The sequence below is a fragment of the Rhizorhapis sp. genome, assembly GCF_035276005.1.
Classification (GTDB): domain Bacteria; phylum Pseudomonadota; class Alphaproteobacteria; order Sphingomonadales; family Sphingomonadaceae; genus Rhizorhapis.
This window is the reverse complement of the sequence record NZ_DATEMB010000007.1, coordinates 31,840-48,571: the sequence shown is the minus strand read 5'-3', so window position 1 is coordinate 48,571 and position 16,732 is coordinate 31,840. Positions and strand designations below refer to the sequence as shown.

Annotated in this window: 15 protein-coding genes; 10 read left to right on the top strand and 5 right to left on the bottom strand. The window is 60.4% G+C overall.

Annotated elements, in window-relative coordinates:
- Nucleotides 1–86 precede the first annotated feature (86 nt).
- From VJS46_RS02045 to VJS46_RS02035, 3 genes are read left to right on the top strand one after another with little or no spacing between them, the layout of a single operon-like run.
- Nucleotides 87–815: a cytochrome b/b6 domain-containing protein gene (locus VJS46_RS02045; protein ID WP_324057680.1), complete on the top strand. Its 729-nt coding sequence runs from the start codon at nucleotides 87–89 to the stop codon at nucleotides 813–815.
- Complete coding sequence (locus VJS46_RS02040) at nucleotides 812–1,573, top strand: molybdopterin-dependent oxidoreductase (protein ID WP_324057679.1); 762 nt, start codon at nucleotides 812–814, stop codon at nucleotides 1,571–1,573. The genes VJS46_RS02045 and VJS46_RS02040 overlap by 4 nt, the downstream gene beginning before the upstream one ends.
- Before the next feature lie 35 nt (nucleotides 1,574–1,608).
- Entirely contained in the window at nucleotides 1,609–2,871 is a 1,263-nt protein-coding gene (locus tag VJS46_RS02035; protein ID WP_324057678.1) for a cyclopropane-fatty-acyl-phospholipid synthase family protein, read from the top strand.
- 195 nt (nucleotides 2,872–3,066) lie between these two features.
- On the opposite strand, the gene VJS46_RS02030 is transcribed toward VJS46_RS02035, so the two are convergent.
- The 3 genes from VJS46_RS02030 to VJS46_RS02020 all read right to left on the bottom strand — a co-directional run bounded on the left by VJS46_RS02030 (nucleotide 3,067) and on the right by VJS46_RS02020 (nucleotide 5,151).
- Nucleotides 3,067–4,206 (bottom strand): mechanosensitive ion channel family protein, encoded by a 1,140-nt coding sequence (locus tag VJS46_RS02030; protein WP_324057677.1) that lies wholly within the window; start codon nucleotides 4,204–4,206, stop codon nucleotides 3,067–3,069.
- Between the two features lie 166 nt (nucleotides 4,207–4,372).
- The gene (locus tag VJS46_RS02025; protein WP_324057676.1) at nucleotides 4,373–4,774 is read right to left on the bottom strand and encodes a Rossmann fold domain-containing protein; all 402 of its coding nucleotides are present in this window, start codon (nucleotides 4,772–4,774) and stop codon (nucleotides 4,373–4,375) included.
- A complete protein-coding gene (locus VJS46_RS02020; protein ID WP_324057675.1) occupies nucleotides 4,771–5,151 on the bottom strand; it encodes a dihydroneopterin aldolase in 381 nt (126 codons plus the stop codon). Before VJS46_RS02020 ends, VJS46_RS02025 begins: the two co-directional genes overlap by 4 nt.
- 107 nt (nucleotides 5,152–5,258) lie before the next feature.
- On the opposite strand from VJS46_RS02020, the gene VJS46_RS02015 reads away from it, so the two are divergent.
- From VJS46_RS02015 to VJS46_RS02000, 4 genes are all read left to right on the top strand, one after another.
- Complete coding sequence (locus VJS46_RS02015) at nucleotides 5,259–5,786, top strand: N-acetyltransferase (protein WP_324057674.1); 528 nt, start codon at nucleotides 5,259–5,261, stop codon at nucleotides 5,784–5,786.
- Between the two features lie 93 nt (nucleotides 5,787–5,879).
- Nucleotides 5,880–6,446, top strand: coding sequence for a DUF1285 domain-containing protein (locus VJS46_RS02010; protein WP_324057673.1), 567 nt, complete (start codon nucleotides 5,880–5,882; stop codon nucleotides 6,444–6,446).
- Nucleotides 6,443–7,036, top strand: coding sequence for a CoA pyrophosphatase (locus VJS46_RS02005; RefSeq protein ID WP_324057672.1), 594 nt, complete (start codon nucleotides 6,443–6,445; stop codon nucleotides 7,034–7,036). Before VJS46_RS02010 ends, VJS46_RS02005 begins: the two co-directional genes overlap by 4 nt.
- A complete protein-coding gene (locus VJS46_RS02000) occupies nucleotides 7,033–8,253 on the top strand; it encodes a CCA tRNA nucleotidyltransferase (protein ID WP_324057671.1) in 1,221 nt (406 codons plus the stop codon). Before VJS46_RS02005 ends, VJS46_RS02000 begins: the two co-directional genes overlap by 4 nt.
- On the opposite strand, the gene VJS46_RS01995 is transcribed toward VJS46_RS02000, so the two are convergent.
- Both VJS46_RS01995 and parC read right to left on the bottom strand, forming a co-directional pair.
- Complete coding sequence (locus VJS46_RS01995) at nucleotides 8,223–9,935, bottom strand: bifunctional diguanylate cyclase/phosphodiesterase (protein WP_324057670.1); 1,713 nt, start codon at nucleotides 9,933–9,935, stop codon at nucleotides 8,223–8,225. The two genes, VJS46_RS02000 and VJS46_RS01995, sit on opposite strands and share 31 nt — an antisense overlap.
- Before the next feature lie 172 nt (nucleotides 9,936–10,107).
- Nucleotides 10,108–12,351: a DNA topoisomerase IV subunit A gene (parC, locus tag VJS46_RS01990; protein WP_324057669.1), complete on the bottom strand. Its 2,244-nt coding sequence runs from the start codon at nucleotides 12,349–12,351 to the stop codon at nucleotides 10,108–10,110.
- A gap of 142 nt (nucleotides 12,352–12,493) precedes the next feature.
- On the opposite strand from parC, the gene otsB reads away from it, so the two are divergent.
- Genes otsB through otsA form a run of 3 tightly spaced genes read left to right on the top strand, consistent with a single transcriptional unit; the run spans nucleotide 12,494 to nucleotide 16,461 of the window.
- Nucleotides 12,494–13,252, top strand: coding sequence for a trehalose-phosphatase (gene otsB / locus VJS46_RS01985; protein WP_324057668.1), 759 nt, complete (start codon nucleotides 12,494–12,496; stop codon nucleotides 13,250–13,252).
- Nucleotides 13,253–15,052, top strand: coding sequence for a glycoside hydrolase family 15 protein (locus tag VJS46_RS01980; RefSeq protein ID WP_324057667.1), 1,800 nt, complete (start codon nucleotides 13,253–13,255; stop codon nucleotides 15,050–15,052).
- A complete protein-coding gene (gene otsA / locus VJS46_RS01975) occupies nucleotides 15,049–16,461 on the top strand; it encodes an alpha,alpha-trehalose-phosphate synthase (UDP-forming) (protein WP_324057666.1) in 1,413 nt (470 codons plus the stop codon). The genes VJS46_RS01980 and otsA overlap by 4 nt, the downstream gene beginning before the upstream one ends.
- Nucleotides 16,462–16,732: the final 271 nt, after the last annotated feature.

Sequence of the window (16,732 nt, the reverse complement as noted above, 5' to 3'; positions counted from 1 at the left end):
CTGCCCTTTGCGTCTCATCAGGTGAATCCCCAATGAACATGATACAATAGCCAAATATCGCTTTTCGGCTTTCCATTGTTACAATTATGCAACAGAACGGATGGATCATGAACGGGCAGACGAGATTGGTGAAGCGGCACCGGCTCTCCACGCGGCTTTGGCATTGGACGAACTTCCTTTGCGTCACCATCCTGCTGATGAGCGGCCTCGGCATTTTCAACGCCCATCCCCGGCTCTATTGGGGGCAGTACGGAGCGAATTTCGACCGGGCCTGGCTGGTGCTGGAACGCTTTCCCGCATGGGCGACGATCCCCGGCCATTACAGCCTGGCCATGTCCCGGCGATGGCATCTCGCCTTTGCGCTGATCTTTGCCTTCGCCCTGCTGCTTTACATGCTGTGGAGCCTTTTCAACCGCCATATCAGCTGCGACCTTTCCATCGGAAAGGACGATATCCGGCCAAGCCACCTATGGCAGGACATCAAGGATCATGCGCGGCTTCGTTTTCCGGCGGGCGAAGCGGCGCTCCGCTATAATATCCTTCAGAAGCTGAGCTATGTGGCGGTGATATTTCTGCTGCTTCCGCTGCTGGTTTTCACAGGCCTCACCATGGCGCCCGGCATGAATGCCGCCTGGCCGTGGCTGGTGGACATCTTCGGCGGCAGGCAATCGGCGCGTTCGCTTCACTTCCTGGCCGCAGCGCTGCTTGTCGCCTTCTTCGTCATTCACATCCTGATGGTCGTGCTCGCGGGGCCGATCAATGAAATGCGGTCCATGATTACGGGCAAATTCAAGGTCCGGGAGGGCAGGTCATGAGCGGCCTCATCACACGCCGCAGCATGCTCGGCGGCCTTGCCGCGGGAGCCGGAGGATTGCTGGCCGGATGCGACCGGCTGGCGCGAAATGAGAGCTTCCGGGAGGCATTGTTCTCCGCTGAAAATATGCATCGCTGGGCACAAAGGACGCTGATGGACCGCAATGCCCTCGCCCGGGAATTTTCACCCGAGGACATGTCCCCCTATTTCCGTTCCAACGGCACCCGCAATCCGGACACTGCGGAATATAGGGCCTTGGTCCAAGGCCAGTTTGCGGACTACCGGCTGAGGATTGACGGGCTGGTGGACCGGCCGCTGTCGCTTTCCCTTCCGCAAATCCTGGCAATGCCCAGCAGAAGCCAGATCACTCGGCATGACTGCGTGGAAGGGTGGAGCGCCATCGGCAAATGGACCGGCATATCCCTGGGTCTTTTGCTCCATGCCGCGCGGATGAAGGAACGGGCGCGCTATATTGTGTTTCACTGCGCCGATTTCATGGGTACCACCCCTTATTATGAAAGCATCGACCTCGTCGACGCCTTCCACCCACAGACAATTCTTGCCTTCGCGCTGAACGGCAAAAGACTGGACATCGCGCATGGTGCGCCTCTGCGCCTGCGGGTGGAGCGGCAATTGGGGTATAAGCACGCCAAATATGTCATGCGGGTAGAAGCCGTCGACAGCTTTGCGCAGATAGGCCGCGGCAAGGGAGGTTATTGGGAAGATCGCGGCAATTATGAATGGTATGCCGGCATTTGATTGATATAGATTTTCAGTCGGTTATAGTCCTGCGCATGAGCCTGTTGGACGTATTTCTCCGCCGCGTCATCCTTAAGGGTACGCTCACTGTCGTTGATCACAAGGGAAAGGCGCAAAGCTTCGGCCAGGCAACACCGGGTCTGCCCGATATTACCATCCGGCTCAACGATCCGGGCGTTGCGGGCGCCATTGTGCGCAATCCTGCCCTTGGCGCGGGCGAAGGCTATATGGACGGCCGCTATTCGGTCGATAATGACGACATAATGGGCCTTGTGGAACTGGTCCAGGCGAATACCCGCTGGGAAAGCGGGCGTCCGCTGGAACGGCCGAACCTCGTCCGCAAATATGGCGGCGCGCTGATCGGCAAGCTCGATCGCATTAACCAGCGCGCCAGGTCAAAGGCGAATGTCGCGCATCATTATGACCTTTCAGGCAGGCTGTACGAACTTTTCCTCGACAAGGACCGCCAATATAGCTGCGCCTATTTTTCCGATCCTGCAAACGGTCTGGAGCAGGCGCAGGAGGATAAAAAGGCGCATATAGCCGCCAAGCTGGCCCTGGAACCCGGGCAGCGCGTGCTGGACATAGGATGCGGATGGGGCGGCATGGCCCTGTACCTGCATCAAAAGTGCGGGGTCGATGTGCTGGGCATCACCCTGTCCGAAGAACAGCTCAAGGTGGCGAGGGAGCGGGCTGAGGCTGCCGGCGTCAGCGATCATGTGAAATTTGAACTGATCGACTATCGGGATGTCGAAGGCCGCTTCGACCGCATCGTTTCGGTCGGCATGTTCGAACATGTGGGAACGCCGCATTACAGCGAATTCTTCCGCCATTGCCACAATCTGCTGACCGACGAAGGCGTCATGCTGCTTCACACGATCGGCAGGCTGAACGAGCCCGGCGTGACCGACGCCTGGACCCGTAAATATATTTTCCCCGGCGGCTATTGCCCCTCCTTGAGCGAGATTTTGACGGCAAGCGAGCCCAACAAGCTGATGGTGTCTGACGTTGAGGTGCTACGGCTCCATTACGCGCTGACGCTGCGCCATTGGTATCAGCGGGTAGAAGCCAACAAGTCCGAGATCGTGAAGCTCTATGACGAGCGTTTCTACCGCATGTGGAAATTCTATCTCGCGGGCTCGGCCACTGCCTTCGAGCATGGCAATATGGTGATCTATCAGCTTCAATATCTGCGCAACCGCCGCGCGCTGCCGATCACACGCGATTATATGATGGAGGCAGAGGCGGCGCTGGGCCGGGGATTCCTCGATCACACGGAGGCGCGGAAGCGCGGGTGAGAGGAAATAGCGGGATTATTATGAAGCTCGTCCCTGCGCAGACAGGGACCCCGCTGCCTATTTAGCTGCGTTTTTTTAAGAAAAGCTGGGTCCCTGCCTTCGCAGCGACGACGGAAAAAATGGTTGGTGGAATGGCGTCTTCGCCCGGTCATCTGCAACAAAACCGGAAAGGCAGAAGCCGCAATCTCGCGGCAGCTACGTCTTTACCGGATATGGCATGATCATGGCGCCATCCGGCGCAGCCGTGAAGGTTGTCTGCGTCGGATAGGCAAATTCAATGCCTTCCTGCTTGAAACGCCGGAGTATAGCGAGACCGATGGCGTGGCGCATCTGATACACCTGCTCATAATCGGGATCGAACACGTCGAACTCCACTTCGAAATCCAGCGAGCTTTGCCCAAAACCAACAAAGCCGCTGCGGATGAATACCGCGCCATGGCTGTCAACGATTTCCTTCAACAGTGCCGGAATGCGGTCCGCCACTGCCGGATCGGTCTGATAAATGACACCGATCGGGAACTTCATCCGCCGGTGATCAAGCCCGGCATAGCTTGTGATTTCCTTCGACAGCAGATTGGTGTTGGAAATGATCTTCTTTTCACCCGTAATCGCCCGCAGCCGCGTGCTCTTCAGCCCGATTTTCTCTACCGTGGCCGTGGTCTGGTCATAGTTGATCGTTTCCCCCTTCAGGAAGGGGCGGTCAAATATGATGGAGAGGGCCGCGAAAAGATCAGAGAAAATGCCTTGCGCGGCAAGACCTATGGCAATGCCGCCAATGCCGAGGCCAGCGACCAGGCCAGTGACATTGACGCCCAGATTGTCGAGAACGACAACCGCCGCAATCGCAAACAGCGCCACCGTGACGACGATGCGGATCACGCCCATGGCATTGGCAAGCGTCTCTCCGGAAACGCCATCGCTAGCGCGCCGCTCCAACACGCCCATGATGAGTTCGCGCAACCAGATCGCGCCCTGAAATACGGCGGAAATGGTGAAGAGAAAAGCGATCCCCTCGGCAAGCAGCGGCGGCGGGCTTGTGTGCCCTGCCACCAGCTTGGCCGATACCATGATCAGGAAGAACTGCCCGGTCTTGGCAGCGACCCTGCCGATGATCGGGGCAAGACCCAGCGGGTCCCGCCGGTTCCGAAGCCGCATGCCAAAACTGCGGCCGAGACCCAGCAGCAGATAGATGCCGATCCCCACCAGCATCGCAAGGGCAATGTCCACGCTGTTCGTCGCCACCCAGTCAGTAGTGGATGACCAGAGGGACGAGAGCTTTGATTCGATATTGATTGCGTGGAAATTGCCGAGGGCCGAATTGCTTCTGTTAGTCATGAAGGTCCCTGCCGAAGCCTCTGACTCGCTCCGGTCCTGATCGAACCGGCGCGAGCCTAAACTTTTTTGTTTTCCGTGATTTCCGAGCCGCCAGATGATTCCATCTGGCTCAAAATCACTCTAGAGCGCGCTTTCTTCCTGAGATCGGTCAGGAAAGTAAAGGGCGTCAAAGCGGAATGGCAGGTCCAGGTTCCCCGCTGAGCAGAATAATCTGTCCGGTCACCATATCGGCATCTGCCAGCCAATCGAGGACAGCCGGAACATCCTTTTCCCACCCTTGGGCAACCGCTACGGCGTTCACCCGCCGTGCGGGCGCCGCCTGGACGGCCAGTTTCTGTACTTGAAGCGAGAGTTCGGAAATGCGGAGCCGATCCGGCGCCGCTGCCAGCAGAATGAACGTTCCCCACTCCCCTTGCGGCAGCGAGGGAGACGGCGCATCCTTGAGCAGTTCCACACGCAAGTCCGCCCTGGCCTGGGTAGCCGACGCGATCGACCAGCCAAGCGCCTTCAGGCCATTTGCCGCGATTTTGCCAAGCGGAAACCGGTCGCTCAGCGAAACGCTTCTCATTTCCGGGCGCGGCCCATGGTGATCCCGATGGATTCGCCCCGCTCGGAAAGCGCCAGCTTCACGATCTTCACCTCGATATGCTTCACCTTGCGGTCCTGCAGAAAGATCGTTTCGATGATGTGCTCGGCAACCGCCTCGATCAAGGTGAAATGCTGTCCCTGCGGCAGCGCGGTGGAGGCGGCATGCTTCAGGTCCATATAGTTTTTGGAATGGTTGAGATGCGTATCCGGGGCGTAACGGTCCGCCATTTCCAACGTGGCACGCACGCTGATCCGCAATGGCTGCGGCAGGTGAGTTTCCTCCGAATAGATGCCGGTCAGCACATCGACGTCCAGATCATCGACCTCCAGGACCAGATAGTCCCCTTCCCCGTTCATGCCGCCTTCATTCCTTCGTTCCAAATTGCGCTTTAATTTTGCGCAAAGGTCGCTAAAAGCCCCGCGCTTGCGGCGCTGATGCCCGCGAACTGACGGAATCGCAAGAATTGACGCACATAACAGCCCTCTCCACGCAAAGCGATAGCGCTGTCGAAGCGCTGCTTGATGCCGCCTTTGGCCCGGGCAGGCAGAAGCGGACGGCCTATGCGATCCGTGATGGCATGTTGCCGGTCGCCTCGCTCAGCTTTGCGGCGCTCGATGGGCGGGACAATATGGTGGGCCTGCTCCAGAGCTGGCCGGTGGCGCTGACCGATGCGGCAGGCAAGCAGCACCCATTGATCATGGTGGGGCCCGTCGCAGTGCAGCCAACACTCCAGCAGGGGGGCATCGGCAGGAAACTGATGCACCGGCTGATGGACGAAGCGCGGGCGCGCCAATGCGAACCGCTGATAATGATCGGCGATCCTGAATATTATGGCCGCTTCTTCGGCTTCTCCGCGGCTGGCACTGCGGCTTGGGAAGTGCCCGGACCAGTGGAACGTCACCGGTTGCTTGCGCAATCGATCGATGGCAGCCCCCTTCCCGGAGCAGGGAAGCTCGGCCCGCGCGTCGCAGGGCTGCGCGCGGCCTGCTGATGCCGGATTACTCCCCTTCCGCTTGCGGGAGGGCCATGACAATCCCGGACAACAAGCCTTTCCTTCTCCCCCGCAACATCCTATCTCCCCGGAATGCGGACGGACCCATCCATAGATCTGGAAAAGCTTTCGATTGCCGAAATTGCGAGTCTGGCCGAGCAGCGGAAACTGCCCCCGGTCGATCAGTGGAACCCCACGCATTGCGGCCATAGCGACATGCGGATTGCGAAGGACGGCACGTGGTTTTACCGGGGCTCCCCAATCGGCCGGCTTGCCATGATCCGCCTGTTTTCCACCATCTTGCGGCGGGAACCGGATGGCCGCCATGTCCTCGTCACCCCGGCGGAAAAGTTGGATATCGATGTGGAGGACGCACCCTTTCTGGCGGTAGAGCTACATACGGAAGGGGAAGGACGCGAACGCCGCCTGGCTTTTCGCCTGAACAGCGGCGATCTGGTGGTTGCGGATGCCGGCCATCGCCTTTGCTTTGAGGACCGGGGCCACGGAACCCATCCTTATCTGCACGTGCGCGGAGGACTGGAAGCGCTGGTGTCGAGGCCGGTCTATTATGAACTGGCCAATCTCGCCATCGAGGAAGCGCATGTCCCGCTGGGCCTCTGGAGCGAAGCTGAATTCTTCGCGATGGAAGCGGCGGCATGAGACTTGCCGAACGGCTGCGCACCGCTCTCCAAAATGGCCATGAGAAGGGGCCGGGGATAATTTCTGATACGCGGGATCCGCGCATCACGCCCGACATTGTTCTGGCGCCTGCGGCAGTCCTGATCGCGGTCACCGACCGGCCCGAACCTGGCCTGATCCTCACTCAAAGGACCGCGCATTTGCGCAAACATGCCGGGCAGATCGCCTTTCCCGGAGGCCGCGTAGACGATAGCGATGCGAACGAGATTGATGCCGCCCTTCGGGAGGCGGAGGAGGAGATTTCCCTGCCCCGCTCCATGGTGGAGGTGATCGGCGTTTCCGACCGCTATCATACCTTCACAGGCTTCGACATCGCCCCCGTCCTTGCCGTCGTGCCGCCGGACCTGCCCCTTGTCCCTCATGCCCATGAAGTCGCCGACTGGTTCGAAATGCCGCTGGAATATGCGCTGGACCCCGAAAATCAGGTTAGACGCTGGATAGAATTTCAAGGCGAGCAGCGCCCCTATTATGAGATATTGTGGAAGGACCGGCGCATATGGGGCGTGACTGCGGCGATCCTTGTCAACCTGCGCAAGAGGTTGGGCTGGTGACGCGGACATTGCCGGATATGGAATGGCGCCACCGGACCGGCCTCGATCACCTGCTTCAGGTGCTTGAGGCTGGGGAAGGGATGTCGCGCTATGTGGGCGGGGCCGTACGCGACAGCCTGCTGGGCCTGCCGGTATCCGACGTTGATATTGCCACCAGGCTTCTGCCTCAGCATGTCATGAACCGGCTGCAGAATGCCGGGATCAAGGCCGTTCCCACAGGGATCGATCACGGAACGGTCACGGCGGTGCTGAGTGGATGGCCGGTGGAGATAACGACCCTGCGCCGCGACGTGGAGACCGACGGGCGGCGCGCTACGATCGCCTATAGCGATGACTGGCGGGAAGACGCAGCAAGACGCGATTTCACGATCAACGCGCTTTACGCCGATCCCCTATCGGGAGAGATCAGCGATTATTTCAGCGGCCTCAAGGACCTTGAGGAAAAGCGTATCCGCTTCATCGGCAACGCCGCCGAGCGGATCGAGGAAGATCATCTTCGCATCCTCCGCTATTTCCGTTTCCTTGCGCGCTTCGGCATCCCTGACCCACAGGCGGAAGACTATCGCGTCTGCGTGGCCAAGACGAACAGCCTGATGGCCCTGTCGCGCGAGCGCATTGCCGATGAACTGATGAAACTTCTTGCGGTGAGCGATCCCCTGCCCGCCCTCCGCCTGATGGTCGATGGGAGCATCTTTGCCCCGGTGTTGCCGGAAATCGAACGATCGGGCCTGGACCGGCTGGCGAGGCTTATCGAGCGTGAGAGTGGCTCCGGCGCTGAGCCGTCTTCCTTGCGCCGTCTTGCGGCCCTGTTACAGCCGGACAGCCGAACCGCAGATGCAGTGGGCGCCCGCCTCAAATTGTCCAACAAGGCACGCAAGCGGCTGGCCCTCGCGCATGATGCGGCCTGGTCTCATATCCATAAACCAGCCGAACTTGCCTATCGGATCGGCAGGGAAAGCGCCGTGGATCGCCTGCTGTTGGACAGCAGCCGGCCCATCGCCGACGCTCGCGGGCTTTTGAGCTGGGAAAAGCCCAGCCTTCCGATCGGGGGAGGCACACTGGTCAAAAAGGGTCTTGCTGCCGGTCCTCTCGTCGCCCGCGCCTTGCAAAAAGTCGAGCAGCGCTGGATCGATGAAGATTATCCCGGCGCAGAGCGCGTCAATGCTATTGCCGACGAAATAGTGGATCAATTGTTGCAGGACAGCCAGAACTCATAGGCTTTTTTCGGCGGCATAGGCTGAGCGAAATGGAAGCCCTGGCCCTGATCGCAGCCAAATTGCGCGAGTGCGGCACAAAGTTCCGGGCTTTCAATACCCTCGGCGGTCGTGCGAAGCTTCAGCGACCTGGCCAGTGACAATATGGCCTCAACAATTGCGCATTTATCCTGGTCGTTCAGCATTTCGCCGACGAAGCTGCGGTCGATCTTCAATATGTCTATGGGCAGTCGGTGGAGGCTGGCGAGGTTGGAAAAGCCAGTGCCGAAATCGTCCATCGCGACGGAAACATATTGAGTTTTCAGCGCCGTGAGGACCTGCCGGGCCTTGTCAGGATCGGCGATGATTGCGCTTTCCGTCAGCTCCACCGTCAATCTGTTACCCGCAATGCCGGAGTAGCGCAGTGCCTCCTCGACGACCGCCGGGACATCGTCACGCGCCATTTGAATTGGGGAAAGATTGACGTTGACGCCAACCGGCAATGGCTTGCCCCGCTTGCTGTCCCATTGCGCCAGGGTCTGCAACGCTTCGTGCATTGCCCAGCGGCCAAGCGGGATGATCAGCCCTGACTCTTCGGCGACGGGAATGAACTCACTGGGTGAAATTTCGCCGCGCTCAGGGTCTTCCCACCGAGCTAGCGCTTCAAAGCCGGTCACCGATCCGCTCTGGAGATCGATGAGCGGATGATAGGCCATGCGCAGCCTGCCGCTCGCCAGGGCCTCCCGCAGCTTGCTTTCCAGATCAAAGCGGTCGCGGGCCTTCCGCAAGGCGCCGGGGCGATAGATTTCCAGCTTACCGCTCTTCTTTGCCAGCTTCATCGCGACCTGCGCCTGACGAAGAATGTCGTCCACATCCTCCGGGCCGCATTCCTGCGGGTTTGAGATCGCGCAACCGATCGCGGCCTCTATGCTGAGCTGAAGATTGGACAGGCGGCAAGGCGCAGCCAGCGCGCTATTCAGCCGTTCCACGATTTGAAGGGCGTCGGATAAACCATTGTTCAGCCGGGCGAAGATGCCGAACTCATTTCCGCCAAGCCGCGCCAATATGTCGCCTTGCCTCAAGCTGGACTTGAGGCGCCGGGCTACTGTGATGATGAGTTCATCGCCCGCCACAGCCCCCAGAGACTCGTTGATACGGCTGAAACGGACCAGATCGATGGCGAGGACCGCATATTGGCTGACGGGCAACCGGTCCATATCGGCAAGGCATGCATCTATGTCCTCGCCAAAGCCGGTTCGGTTGGGAAGGCCGGTCAGGCTGTCCGAAACCAGTTCGCGGCGAAGATTTTTTTCCGTCATCCGCTCGCTGGTTCGATCAATGTGGATCGCCAGGAAACGCCGTGCGCCATCCGCCCGGTCGGCCAGACGCCCCAACGAGCAAGTGAAATATTGAGGACCCAGCCAACCTTCCCGGTGCAGGTCGAAGGATTGCGAGGACCGGTCCGATCGCATGAAGCTCACAACGTCCGCATAAATCCCTGGCCGCTTTGCACCTTTGGTGGCCATCCACTCTTGCGCCCGATCCAACGAGGCCGAGGCATATTCGGAATTGAAGGCCTCAATCGTCATGTCGTTGCCGCACAGGCAGATGATCGCTGCGGCAACGGGCAATGCCGCCAGCCAGTCAGGCGCAGCGTCGCCTCCCTGGAACGGAATGATAGCGGCTTCGATTGCACGCGCTTGCACGCCCGCAATATCAGCTCCTCTATCTGCCTTGAGCGCGACCATATGGGCTAGTTACGACAGCCCACGTAAATTATTGCTGAATCACCCGATTTTTTTCCTTAACGGCAAAAAAACCGTTCACCAGCATGCCTTGGATGGACGTCCCAGACAGCCGCTGTCCAAATGGCAGGGATCAAAAGCGGTTGTTTCGCGGAAAGCCGGTTGGCGGCATGCGACCGGCCGCCCCGCGGGCCACGCGCCAGGGCGTCAGGTCCGTTTCGGTGCGGATGCGCCCGCTGTCGCCGCCCATGGCCCAGCTTAGCCCTTCGTCCAGCCGGAAAGTGATCGCGTCGGACAAGCCGCCGTCGCGATAGCGTTGCAGTTGCACGCCCTGCCCCCGGGCCATCTCCGGAAGTTCGCTCAAAGGAAACACCACAAGTTTCCGGTTTTCGCCGATCACCGCGACATAGTCTGCCAGCGCTCCCACCGGGCGCACCACCTTCAGCTTCGAGTGTGGCTTCAGGTTCACCACCTGCCGGCCTTTCCGCGTTTCGGCGATGATTTCGTCGATATTGGCAATGAAACCGCGGCCGTTATCGGCGGCCAACAGCAATCTTCCCCCCGGCCGGGCAGGCAGCAGCGCGACAATCTCCGCTTCATTCTCAAGATCTGCCATCATCCTGACCGGCTCGCCAAACCCCCTGCCTCCCGGCAGCTTGTCAGCCCCCAGGGTATGGATGCGGCCGTTGCCGCAGGCGAGCAGCAGCTTGTCGGTCGTATGTGAATGGAAAGCGAAAGCGAAACCGTCGCCTTCCTTGAACTTGAACTGGTCGCGGGCGGCAAGGTCTGCATGTCCCTTCATCGCGCGAATCCAGCCGCGTTGCGACATGATGACGGTGACCGGCTCCCGCTCGACCATCGCTTCCAAAGGAATTTCCCGCGCCGGTGCTGCCTCTTCAACAGTCGTGCGGCGGCGGCCGAGCTGCGTCTCCGGCCCATAGCGTTCGCGAAGGGCCGTGAGGTCCTTTTTCAGCCGCGTGCGCTGCCTTGCGGGGCTTTCAATGAGCTTCACCAGCCCTTCCCGCTCGGCGGCCAGATCGTCCCGTTCGCGCCGAAGCTCCATCTCCTCCAGCTTGCGCAAGGACCGCAAGCGCATGTTGAGGATTGCTTCGGCTTGCCGGTCGGTAAGGTGGAACTCGGCCATCATCACTGGCTTGGGCTCGTCTTCCGTACGAATGATCTCGATGACGCGGTCAAGGTTCAGGAAGGCAATGATATAGCCGTCCAGCAGCTCCATGCGGGCATCGATCTTTTCCAGGCGATGCTGCGAGCGGCGGACCAGCACTTCGATCTGGTGCTTCAGCCAATCCGATAGGACCTCCCGCAGTCCCATGACGCGCGGCGTGCGCTGGGCATCCAGCACGTTGAGGTTCAGTGAAACGCGGCTTTCCAGGTCAGTGAGCCGGAATAGGCTGTCCATCAGCACATCGGGGTCGACGGTGCGGGCGCGCGGCTCCAGCACGATGCGGACCTCTTCGTCCGATTCATCCCTCACATCCGCCAGGATCGGCAGCTTCTTGTCCGCGATCAACTGCGCAATCTGTTCGATGAGCTTGGATTTCTGCACCTGATAGGGGATTTCGGTGACTACCGCGACCCAGGTGCCCCGTCCTTCATCCTCCTTGTGCCATCGCGAACGGACACGGAAAGCGCCGCGGCCGGTGGCATAGGCCTCGCTGATGGACGCCGCGCTGTCCACCACGATCCCGCCCGTGGCAAAGTCAGGCCCCTGAACGAGCGCCATCACCTGTTCATGGGTCGCCTCTGGCTGATCGATCAGCAGCATGGCGGCATCGGCGATTTCGGCGACATTGTGCGAAGGAATGTTGGTCGCCATGCCGACAGCGATACCGCTCGCGCCATTGGCGAGCAGGTTGGGGAAAAGGCCCGGCATGATTTCCGGTTCCTCATCCTCGCCATTATAGGTCGGGCGGAACTCGACCGTTCCTTCGTCGAGGCCCGCCATCAGGTCGATCGCAACCTGGGTCAGCCGCGCTTCGGTGTAGCGATAGGCAGCGGCATTATCGCCGTCGATGTTGCCGAAATTGCCCTGCCCATCGACCAACGGGTAACGCAGAGAAAAGCTCTGTGCGAGCCGCACCATCGCGTCATAGACCGACGCGTCGCCATGCGGGTGATATTTGCCGATGACATCGCCTACGACGCGGGCGCATTTCTTGTAACCGCTCGCCGGGTCCAGCCGCAACAGCCGCATCGCCCAGAGCAGGCGGCGATGCACTGGCTTCAGCCCGTCGCGCAAGTCGGGCAAGGACCGCGCAGTAATGGTCGATAGGGCATAGACCAGGTAGCGTTCGGAAAGAGCGGCGTCGAAGGGATGATCGACAATCTGGTCGAACGGATCGGAAAATTCACTCATCGGCGATGGGAATAGCAGCGCTTTCGAAGCTTGGCGAGGGGGTGCTGCGGCGGTGGTTGCTGGTAGACACGAGCCGCCAGAGAGGTCGTCTGAAGCGTTGAACCGAGCTTGCCTTCATTCTGTGCTGTTCTAAATTGCCGGGGTGACCGAGAAAGCCGCCCCCATCCTTTCTCCGCCGCCTGGCGCCCTTTTGAAGAATGCTTTCCTCTTCCTCGATTTTGACGGAACGCTGGTCGATCTGGCGCCAAGACCTGGCGACGTGTTGGTCGATCAGGCGCTTCGCCTTCTTCTTGCCGGTATCCGCGACAGGCTGGGGGGCCGGCTGGCCATTGTGAGCGGCCGCTCGGTCGCCAGTCTGCGCGGTGCGCTCGATCTTGGGGATTTCGTCCTCTCCGGCAGTCACGGTCTGGAAATGGCCTATCCCGGCTGTCCGCCGGAAGCCCCTTTCCGTCCCCGCCAGATCGACGAAGCCCAGGCAGAGCTCATCCGCTTTGCCGATGGCAGAAGTGGCTTGCTGGTAGAGGAAAAGACTCTCGGTGTCGCGCTGCATTACCGTTTGGCTCCGGTACGGGAAGAAGAATGCCGGGCCATTTGCGAACGGCTTTCCGCCGAAACCGGCCTCTATCTGCAGCATGGCAAGATGATGTTCGAGCTCCGTCCCGGCAATGCCGGGAAGGGCGCGGCCGTAAACCGTCTCCTTGCCGGAACGGAACCCAAAGCATGCCATCCGATTTTCATCGGCGACGACATCACCGACGAGGATGGCTTTCTCGCCGCTGCCCGGCATGACGGAAGCGGCATATTGGTTGGCCAGCCGCGCATCACCGCCGCTCACTACCGGCTGGAGGATGTAGCGGCCGTCCGGCGATGGCTGTTCGAAGGCGAGGAGCAATCAGGATAGATGGACAAGCGAACGCTGGATCTCTGGCCCATCGGCAACTGCCAGGCGTCGGCACTGATCGACCGGGACGGAAGGATGATTTGGGCTTGCCTGCCCAGGGTGGATGGAGACCCCATATTTTCGGCGCTCCTTTCCGATGATGATTACGACTCTCCTGAAGCGAGAGGGTTCTGGTCCATCGATTTGGAGGATGTTGCCACCACCACGCAGGCCTATGTCAGAAACACGCCCATATTGCGCACGACCAAGACCGACAGCAGCGGCAACGTCGTCGAAATCCTGGATTTCTGCCCCCGTTTCAAGCAGCAGGGCCGCATCTACCGTCCCGTCGCCTTCGCGCGGATCGTCAGGCCGCTCGCCGGATCGCCGCGCATCCGGATCAGGCTGCGGCCGACGTCGGCCTGGGCCATGGAACAGCCGGATGTGCGCTATGGCTCCAACCACATCCGCATGCCGCTGGCCGTCATGCCCATGCGCCTTTCCACCGACGCTCCCATCGGTCTCATCTCGCAGGAAAGCGCCTTCCGCGTCGAGCGCGACATGCATTTTTTCCTCGGCCCGGACGAGAGCTTCTCCGACGCCCTGCGCCCCGCGCTTGAACGGATGCTCGACGACACCACGGCCGAATGGCAGCATTGGGTGCGGGGTCTGGCCACTCCGCCGGAATGGCAGGACGCCGTCATCCGCTGCGCCATCACGCTGAAGCTGTGCCAGCATGAGGAAACAGGAGCCATTGTCGCCGCGCTCACCACCTCCATCCCGGAACATGCGAATAGCGGCCGGAACTGGGATTATCGCTATTGCTGGCTTCGGGATGCCTATTACACGGTAGAGGCGCTCAATCGCCTCGGTGCGCTGGACGTATTGGAAGGCTATCTCGCCTATCTCCGCAACATCGTCGATGACGCAAGGGGCGGCCATATCCAGCCGCTTTACGATGTGCGGGGAAATCCCCGCCTGGAGGAATGGGTGGCAGAGGCCCTCCCCGGCTATCGCGGCATGGGGCCGGTTCGCGTCGGAAATGATGCCTATCATCAGATCCAGCACGACGCCTATGGGCAGATCGTCCTCTCCTCGGCTCAAGCCTATATCGACCAGCGCCTCTTCCGCATGAGCGGCGAGGAGGACTTTGTGGCGCTTGAGCAGGTCGGGGAGCGCGCGTGGAAGGTCTATGACCAGCCCGACGCCGGACTTTGGGAGCTACGCACCCGCGCCCATGTCCACACCTATAGCGCCGTCATGTGCTGGGCCGCCTGTGACCGGCTGGCCCATGCGGCCGCCGCCCTGGGTCTTGAGGAGCGGGAGGCCTATTGGGAAGGGCGAGCCGCCAGGATGATGCAGACGATCATCGAAAAGGCCTGGCGGCCGGACCGTGCCTGTCTGTCCGCGGTGTTTGAAGGCGACACATGCGATGCCAGCCTGCTTCAACTGCTGGACCTTCGCTTCATGACGGCGGATGATCCGCGTTTCCTCGCCACGCTTCAGGCCACGGAAAAGGAGCTTCGCCGCGGATCGATGATGCTTCGCTACAGCGTACCCGATGATTTCGGCCCACCTGTAACTGCCTTCAACATATGCACCTTTTGGTTGATTGAGGCGTTGTATCGCACTGGAAGGAAAGAAGAAGCCCGCAATCTGTTCAACGAAATGCTCGAACGCCGCACCGCCGCCGGCTTGCTCTCCGAGGACATTGATCCGATCACTGGTGAACTCTGGGGCAATTATCCCCAAACCTATTCGCTTGTCGGGATCATCAACTGCGCTGTCCTTCTGAGCAAGCCATGGAGTGAGTGCCGATGAGCCGCCTGATCGTCATTTCCAACCGCGTGAGGCAACCGGGGAACTCGGCCGCGCAAGGCGGGCTGGCCGTCGCCCTTTCGGCTACGTTGCGGGAAAGCCGCGGCATCTGGATGGGCTGGTCGGGCAATATGACGGAAAAGTTCACAGGCCACATCGCCTTTCAGGAGGATGAGGGCGTCAAGACCGCGACCATCGATCTGGAAGAACAGGATATCGACGAATATTATAATGGTTACGCCAACCGCACGCTTTGGCCTCTGTTCCACTATCGCATCGACCTTGCCGAATATGACCGTACCTTCGAGGGCGGCTATAACCGGGTGAACGAACGTTTCGCCGACACCGCCACCCCGCTTATCGAACGGGAGGACATTGTCTGGATCCATGATTATCACATGATCCCGCTGGGGCAGATGCTGCGCGACCGGGGTCTTGAGAACCGGATCGGCTTTTTTCTGCATATCCCCTGGCCACCCACGCGGCTGCTCGTCTCGCTGCCCCATCACCGGCAGCTTGTCGAAGCAATGTTCGCCTATGACGTGGTCGGCTTCCAGACGGAGGAATGGCTGGAATCCTTCCGCCATTATGTCGAAAAGGAAATGGGCGGGACGGTTGAGGGCGACATCTGCACCGTTGGCGAGCGTTCCATCCGAGCGATAGCCTGCCCGATCGGCATTGATTTCCAGGATTTCGTCGAAGCGGCGCAGAGCCCCGCCGCCGCGCAGATGCGCCGCCAGATGCGTGCCTCGCTCCAGAACCGCAGCCTTATCGTCGGCGTGGACCGGCTCGACTACAGCAAGGGGCTGGAAGAACGGTTTGCCGGCTATGAACGCTTCTTGAAGGACTACCCGGAATATCACCGCGATGTCGTGCTGGTTCAGATCGCCCCGCCCTCGCGCGGAGAGGTGAAGAGCTATCAGGAGATACGCGCGAAGCTGGACTCCTATGCGGGCCGGGTGAACGGCGAATATAGCGATGTCGACTGGACGCCCATCCGCTATGTGAACCAGGGCTATCCCCGCGACCAGTTGGGCGGCATCTACCGCACGGCCCGCATAGGGCTCGTGACGCCTCTTCGCGACGGAATGAACCTTGTCGCCAAGGAATTCGTGGCGGCGCAGGACCCCGACGACCCCGGCGTCCTCATCCTGTCCCGCTTTGCCGGGGCCGCGCTTCAGCTCGACCGGGCGCTGCTGGTCAACCCCTATTCGGCCGAGGAAATTTCCGACGCCATTTACCGGGCGCTGCAGATGCCGCTCAAGGAACGCCAGGACCGCTGGCGCTCGATGATGGACAATGTGCAGAAGCAGGACGTCGCCTGGTGGCGCGAGCGCTTCTCCGCGCTGCTGGCCGGACCCTCGCCAAGCCCAAACACCGCGGGAACGCCAGAACTGGTCGCCGTGAAATAATATCAAGTCTCAATGAAGCGGAGCAATATGCGGGAAGTGAAACGCTCCATTCGCACACCCTCGACGTCGTTCCTGCGAAGGCAGGAACCCAGCCTTTCTTCAAGGACGCCGCCAAAAAAGCAACGGGCCCCCTACCTTCGCAGGGACGACGGCTTTTCCAAACGTGCGGCACGGCCAATAAGGTAGAGACAATGACCCTTGGCAACAATTCACCCCGCATTGCACGACCGGGCGCTTTCGTATAGAGGGCCCGCTGAAACAGCCCCGGCCC